Source organism: Roseinatronobacter sp. (assembly GCF_051859525.1).
GTDB lineage: Bacteria > Pseudomonadota > Alphaproteobacteria > Rhodobacterales > Rhodobacteraceae > Roseinatronobacter.
On record NZ_JBHYFM010000033.1, the window covers coordinates 20,811 to 27,716 of the forward strand.

A 6,906-nucleotide genomic window follows, 5' to 3' on the forward strand; every position below is an offset into this window, starting at 1 on the left:
TATTTACAAGGGATATGCGCCCTGCCCTGTGCTGTGTCAAGGCACGCATCGGGACGCGCTTGACAGCGCCGCGCAGGCAGGACAATTTCGCCCCATGTTCTTCGCATCCGACAACACATCCGGCGTACCGGCACAAATTCTGGAAGGCCTTTCGCGCGCCAACGACGATTTCGTCGCTGGGTATGGCAATGACCCGGTAAACCTTGCGTTGCGCGACCGCATACGCGCCCTTTTTGATGCGCCCGAGGCCGAGGTTTTTCTGGTCGCCACAGGGTCCGCAGCCAACGCACTGGCCATCGCCAGCTATTGCCCGCCTTGGGGCGCGGTGTTTTGTCATGAGTTGGCACATATCAACGTAGATGAATGCGGTGCGCCCGAATTCTTCAGCAATGGCGCGAAACTGGTGCCTGTTGCCGGTGCACAGGCAAAACTGACCCCGCAGGCACTGGAGCAGGCCCTGACACGCGCGGGCAAAGGGGGCGTGCATCAGGTGCAGCCTGCCCTTGTCAGCCTGACAAACCTGAGCGAATGCGGCACGCGCTACACCGTGGACGAATTGCGGGCCGTTTGCGCAGTCGCGCATGCACACGGGTTGCCGGTGCATCTGGACGGGGCGCGGTTCGCAAATGCGCTGGTCGCAGAAGGGTGCAGCCCCGCCGAATACAGCTGGCAGGCCGGTGTTGATGTGCTGTCGCTGGGCGGCACCAAAAACGGGCTGATGGGCGTCGAGGCGGTGGTGATGTTCGACCCTGCGCAGGCATGGGAATTCCAGTTGCGCCGCAAACGTGGCGGGCACCTGCTGTCCAAGAACCGCTACCTTGCCGCGCAGATGCTGGCGTGGCTGGACGATGATCTTTGGCTGGCACTGGCAAGACACGCCAACCAGATGGCCGCCCAGCTACAAGACGGCTTGAACCAGCACAAGGATGCAAGGATCTTGTTCGAGCGCGGCGGCAATATGCTGTTCGTGGACCTGCCGCGCAGCTGCCATAGGGCGCTACAGGATGCAGGTGCGAAATATTACCTTTGGCCCGATCATGCATCACTGGACTGCCCGCCCGACATGGCTGTAACAGGGCGGCTTGTGACGTCGTGGTGCACGACGGACGCGCATATCAAGGAATTTCTTCGGATTCTCGGCGCGGCTTTATAAGTTAGCAAAAACAAAGGCTTGCAAGCCATTTTGAATTCGTTGCGCCAGAATACATGTTCATGCGAAAAATCAAAAAAAGGCGCTTAACGCGCTGATAAGTCGGACCATATGGCCGCGGCAAGGCATTGCCGCGGCCTGTTGTCCACCTAGCCAATCGCGGCTTTCAACTCCAGCCGGCGGGCGTGCAATACAGGCTCGGTATAGCCGGATGGCTGTTCACGCCCCTTGAACACCAGATCACAGGCCGCCTGAAACGCGATCCCGTCGAAACCGGGGGCCATGGGCGTGTAGGCCGCGTCACCTGCGTTCTGGCGGTCCACAATCTCTGCCATGCGCTTCATGGCGTCCATCAAATCCGTATCCGACACGACCCCATGATGCAGCCAGTTGGCCACATGCTGGCTGGAAATGCGGCAGGTTGCGCGATCTTCCATCAAGCCCACATCATTGATGTCCGGAACCTTGGAACAGCCCACCCCCTGATCGACCCAGCGCACGACATATCCCAGAATGCCCTGTGCGTTGTTCTCCACTTCGCGGATGATCTGCGCACGCGTCCATTTCTGGAAACTGGCCAGCGGAAGGTCCAGCAACGCCTCCACATGGGCGCGGCGCCCGCCCTTGGCCAGTTTTTCCTGAACCGCAGGCACATTCACCTGATGGTAATGCAGCGCATGCAACGTGGCTGCTGTGGGCGATGGCACCCAAGCGGTATTGGCGCCCGATTTGGGGTGTTCGATCTTGGCTTCCAGCATGGCGGCCATCTGGTCGGGCATTGCCCACATGCCCTTGCCGATCTGTGCGCGCCCCATAAGTCCGCATTCAAGCCCGATATCTACATTGCGGTCCTCATAGGCCTTGATCCAGCCCTTGCGCTTGATGAAATCCTTGCGCGAAAACGGCCCTGCTTCCATGCTGGTATGAATTTCATCGCCGGTGCGGTCCAGAAAGCCCGTGTTGATGAAGGCAATGCGGTCGCGCGCTGCATGAATACACTGCTGAAGATTGACAGAGGTGCGGCGCTCTTCATCCATCACACCGATCTTGATGGTATTGGGGGCAAGGCCCAACACCTTCTCGACACGCGCAAAAATCTCGTCAGCGAAGGCCACTTCTTCGGGGCCGTGCATCTTGGGTTTGACGATATAGACAGAGCCAGTGGCCGAATTGCGCGGACCATCCTTCTTGCGCAGATCATGCAGCGCGCAAAGCGTGGTGATCATCGCATCCATCAGGCCCTCGAACACCTCCTCGCCATGTTTGTCGGTAATGGCGGGGTTGGTCATCAGGTGGCCCACATTACGCACCCACAAAACCGCACGCCCCTTCAGCTGTTTGGCGCTGCCGTCAGGGGCCGTGATGTTCAGATCGGGGTTCAGGCGGCGGGTGATGGTGCGCCCGCCTTTTTCCAGATCAGCGCTAAGATCGCCTTTCATCAGGCCCAGCCAGTTGCCATAGGCCTGCACCTTGTCGGCGGCGTCCACACAGGCGACGGAATCTTCGCAATCCATGATCGCGGACAGCGCGGATTCGATGCGAATGTCTGCCATACAGGCCTGATCGCGCCCGCCAATCGGGTGCGCGCGGTTGAACACAAGTTCCACATGCAGCCCGTTATTGACCAGATAGACCGCATCCGGCGCGCGAGGGTCACCAAGATAGCCCGCAAATTTTTCAGGGGTTTCCAGCGGCTTGCCATCAACCAGCAATGCGCCTTGTTTGACATGATACAGCCGCGCATCGGCATGGCTGTGTCCCGCCAACGGAAAGGCCGCATCCAGAAACACCCGCGCACGGGCAATCACGCGCGCACCATGCCCTTGTTCATATCCGCCAGCAGGCGGCAATTTCCCCATCGCATCCGTGCCATAAAGCGCGTCATACAGGCTGCCCCAACGGGCATTGGCCGCGTTCAGCGCATAGCGGGCGTTGGTCACCGGAACCACAAGCTGCGCGCCGGCAATGGTTGCGATTTCAGGGTCGACATTCTGGGTCGTTATCTGGAAGGGCGCGACTTCGGGCAGCAGATACCCGATCTCCTCCAGGAATGCCTTATAGCGTGCAAGATCATGCGACTGGCCGCGTCTTTGCACATGCCAATCGTCAATCTGCGATTGCAGCGCGGCACGTTTTTCCAGCAATTCACGGTTGCGCGGTGTCAGATCATGCACCAGATCCGAAAACCCTTTCCAGAAATCATCTGCGGAAATCCCGCTTTCGGGCAGGGCCTGATTTTCAAGAAATGCCGCAAGTTCCGGATCAACCTGCAAATCACTTCGCGCAACGCCTTGTGTCATATGGATTGGTATCCCTTGTTTTTGTCTGGGCCATCAGCCGGTGTCGGGGTGCGGCCGGTTATTGTGCGGGGACACCATAAGCATTGATCCCTGCCAGACAAGGTTAAATTCATCCCTTCCAATGCAGGTTTGGCGACAGCTCTCATATGCTTTTTCTGATAAAAATGTCGTTGGTCCGACGACAGACGTGCTACAATCATCCTTGATCCGGAATGACAGCTTGAAGCTGCGAAGCATCTGCGGCACAACACCTGCATGTTGCTAATCCTTGCGCTGCTTGTGGCTGTTGCCGTGATACTGGTCCTGAAGCCGTGGGAAACCCGCGGCTGCCGCTGGCGCAAGGATGCACGGAAACTGGCCGACGGGCGGGTGATGTTTACCTGCACGGCCTGTGGCGCGCAAATCGCCCTGCCCAAGGGACGCGAGCCAAAGGAATGCCTGGCAGGAGGACAGCCATGAAAGCCCCGAAAGATGCCGATGCCCGCCGCGCGATCGCGCCGGTAATATGCTACCCCAATGACACGCTTTACAAGCCGCCGCTGGAAACCTACCGCGCCGCACGCGCCAAAGCGAGCGAGACAAACAGCATCACAATTCCGCCGCGCGAGGCGCGCTGCTTTTATGTGACCGCAGGCAGTTTCTTCCGTATTTCCTGCCCTGAGGGCGCACAGGTGGGTGATCTGAACCTGTTTGAAGCGCGCAACCTTGACGAACATTTCTACTCCGGCAAGACCCGCGCGCTGCATGGCAGCCATATCAAGGTGGGTGACAGGCTATGGTCCTGCCTGCCCTATCTGCGGCCCATGGCAACAGTTCTGACGGACACACTGGACTGGTATGGTGTGGATGAACACGGCGGCCGTGTGCATGATGTGATTGGCACGCGCTGCGATCCCTATACGCATCACCTGCTGACGGGCAAGGATTACCACCATACCTGCCATTCAAACCTGACGCGCGCGCTTGCCGACCATCTGGACAAACCCCTGTCAGAGGCCGAGGCGCTGGTGCATGATGTGCTGAATGTGTTCATGTGCACAGGCTTCACGCAGGACACAGGCCAGTATTTCATGAAGTCCAGCCCCGCACGCAAGGGCGATTACATCGAATTCTTCGCCGAGATCGACCTGCTGTGTGCCCTGTCCGCCTGTCCCGGCGGGGATTGCGGGTCCGAGCACAGTTCGGACGCCGCGCAATGCCACCCGCTGGAAGTCACGGTGCACGCGCCCCCCGCAGGTGCACTGGACGGCTGGTACAGCCCGTCACATAACCGGTATTCGCGCAGGCACAGCCACGATTGAGAATACTGCAGGCAAGGCGCGCGCGGCGTATTGACCAGCGCGCGTTTCCCCTACATATCGTCAATCATGACAGAGCTTTCGCATATCCGCAATTTCTCCATCGTGGCGCATATCGACCACGGTAAATCCACGCTTGCAGACCGGTTGATCCAGTCAACCGGCACAGTGTCCGACCGCGACATGAAAGAGCAGCTGCTCGACGCGATGGATATTGAACGCGAACGGGGAATCACCATCAAGGCGAACACGGTGCGCATCGATTATGTCGCGCAGGACGGTCAGTCCTATGTGCTGAACCTGATCGACACGCCCGGCCATGTCGATTTCGCCTATGAGGTGTCGCGGTCCATGCGCGCGGTCGAAGGCTCGCTGCTGGTGGTGGATGCCAGCCAGGGGGTCGAGGCGCAGACACTGGCCAATGTCTATACCGCGCTGGATGCCGACCATGAAATCGTGCCGGTCCTGAACAAGATCGACCTGCCCGCCGCCGAACCCGAACAGGTCAAGGCCCAGATCGAGGATGTGATCGGGCTGGATGCGTCCGAAGCGGTCCTGATTTCCGCCAAATCCGGCCTTGGCATTCCCGATGTGCTGGAAGCGATCGTCAAACGCCTGCCCGCCCCCAAGGGCGACCGCAACGCGCCCCTGAAGGCCATGCTGGTCGACAGCTGGTACGACCCCTATCTGGGCGTTGTCGTGCTGTTTCGTGTCATGGACGGGGTCATCCGCAAGGGTGACAATATCAAGATGATGCAGACAGGCGCGAAATACGGCATCGACAAACTTGCCGTCCTTAAACCTGCCATGGTCGATGTGCCCGAACTTGGCCCGGGCGAGATTGGCGTTCTGACAGCCAGCATCAAACAGGTGCGCGATACCAAGGTGGGCGACACCATCACCCATGAAAAGAAGGGCTGCGAAACGCCCCTGCCGGGCTTCAAACCCTCGGTCCCTGTGGTTTTCTGCGGGCTGTTCCCTGTCGATTCGGCGGAATTTGACGATTTGCGCAACGCGGTTGAAAAACTGGCGCTGAATGACGCGTCCTTCAGCTATGAAATGGAAAGCTCGGCCGCGCTGGGCTTCGGGTTCCGCTGCGGGTTTCTGGGGCTGTTGCATCTGGAGGTGATCCGCGACCGGCTGGAACGTGAATATGACATTGACCTGATCACCACTGCCCCGTCTGTGGTCTATCATGTGCATATGCGTGACGGCACTGTCATGGAATTGCACAACCCCGCCGACATGCCCGACCTGACCCATGTGGACCATATTGAGGAACCGCGCATCAAGGCCACTGTGCTGGTCCCCGACGATTATCTGGGCGATGTGCTGAAACTGTGTCAGGACCGCCGCGGCATCCAGCAGGAACTGACCTATGCAGGCAGCCGCGCCATGGTGGTCTATGACCTGCCGCTGAACGAGGTGGTGTTCGATTTCTATGACCGCCTGAAATCCATATCCAAGGGCTATGCGTCCTTTGACTATGAAATCACCGGCTACCGGCAGGACAATCTGGTCAAGATGCAGGTGCTGGTCAATGACGAGCCTGTGGACGCGCTGTCAATGATGGTGCACCGCGACCGCGCCGAAATGCGCGGCCGCGCGATGTGCGAAAAACTGAAAGAGCTGATCCCCCGCCACATGTTCAAGATCCCCATTCAGGCGGCCATCGGCGGCAAGGTGATCGCGCGCGAAACACTGGCAGCCCTGCGCAAGGACGTGACGGCCAAATGCTATGGCGGGGACGTGACGCGGAAGAAGAAATTGCTGGAGAAGCAGAAAGCCGGTAAGAAGAAAATGCGCCAGTTCGGGAAAGTGGAAATCCCGCAGCAGGCGTTTATTTCGGCGCTGAAGATGGATGGGTGAGTTTTTAGCTGACAATGCTTTGGAACTTATTCAGGCGTTAGCTGCTGTTTCAGCAGCTGCGCTCGCATTCTGGTCTATTCTGACAGCACGTAAGATTGCGCAAGACAGTCATAAATTTTCGATTGAAAACCAATTAATGATCGATGCATCAGAGCAGCGTCGCGCACATGCGGCGACAATCGGCGCGCTCGACGAAGCGATCCATTCACTGAACGTTCACGCCGTTAGGCTCAAAACGCGAGTTAGAGAACTACATCGACGCCACGACAATATGGGCAAACCTGAAACT

At 58.6% G+C, this 6,906-nt stretch carries 6 protein-coding genes; 5 read left to right on the forward strand and 1 reads right to left on the reverse strand.

Features of this window, described 5'->3' with window-relative positions; genetic code table 11:
* Window positions 1-94: 94 nt before the first annotated feature.
* Window positions 95-1,153 (forward strand): threonine aldolase family protein, encoded by a 1,059-nt coding sequence (locus ACTIE1_RS15820; protein WP_439559829.1) that lies wholly within the window; start codon window positions 95-97, stop codon window positions 1,151-1,153.
* 146 nt (window positions 1,154-1,299) lie between these two features.
* Here the strand turns inward: ACTIE1_RS15820 and ACTIE1_RS15825 are convergent, their stop codons facing one another.
* A complete protein-coding gene (locus ACTIE1_RS15825; RefSeq protein WP_439563481.1) occupies window positions 1,300-3,450 on the reverse strand; it encodes a malate synthase G in 2,151 nt (716 codons plus the stop codon).
* Between the two features lie 255 nt (window positions 3,451-3,705).
* Here ACTIE1_RS15825 and ACTIE1_RS15830 point away from each other — a divergent pair, with 255 nt between their 5' ends.
* The 4 genes from ACTIE1_RS15830 to ACTIE1_RS15845 form a co-directional block, all read left to right on the forward strand.
* The gene (locus tag ACTIE1_RS15830) at window positions 3,706-3,909 is read left to right on the forward strand and encodes a hypothetical protein (RefSeq protein ID WP_439559831.1); all 204 of its coding nucleotides are present in this window, start codon (window positions 3,706-3,708) and stop codon (window positions 3,907-3,909) included.
* Window positions 3,906-4,751, forward strand: a complete 846-nt coding sequence (locus tag ACTIE1_RS15835; protein WP_439559832.1) for an urea carboxylase-associated family protein — start codon at window positions 3,906-3,908, stop codon at window positions 4,749-4,751. The genes ACTIE1_RS15830 and ACTIE1_RS15835 overlap by 4 nt, the downstream gene beginning before the upstream one ends.
* Before the next feature lie 66 nt (window positions 4,752-4,817).
* Window positions 4,818-6,617, forward strand: a complete 1,800-nt coding sequence (gene lepA / locus ACTIE1_RS15840; RefSeq protein ID WP_439559833.1) for a translation elongation factor 4 — start codon at window positions 4,818-4,820, stop codon at window positions 6,615-6,617.
* A partial coding sequence (locus ACTIE1_RS15845) for a hypothetical protein (protein WP_439563482.1) occupies window positions 6,610-6,906 on the forward strand: 297 nt, incomplete at its 3' end. The genes lepA and ACTIE1_RS15845, both read left to right, overlap by 8 nt.

Bases quoted from the DNA above. Each gene is read 5' to 3' on its own strand.
- lepA (WP_439559833.1), top strand. From the start codon at position 4,818: ATGACAGAGCTTTCGCATATCCGCAATTTCTCCATCGTGGCGCATATC.
- ACTIE1_RS15825 (WP_439563481.1), bottom strand. From the start codon at position 3,450: ATGACACAAGGCGTTGCGCGAAGTGATTTGCAGGTTGATCCGGAACTT.
- ACTIE1_RS15830 (WP_439559831.1), top strand. From the start codon at position 3,706: ATGTTGCTAATCCTTGCGCTGCTTGTGGCTGTTGCCGTGATACTGGTC.
- ACTIE1_RS15820 (WP_439559829.1), top strand. From the start codon at position 95: ATGTTCTTCGCATCCGACAACACATCCGGCGTACCGGCACAAATTCTG.
- ACTIE1_RS15835 (WP_439559832.1), top strand. From the start codon at position 3,906: ATGAAAGCCCCGAAAGATGCCGATGCCCGCCGCGCGATCGCGCCGGTA.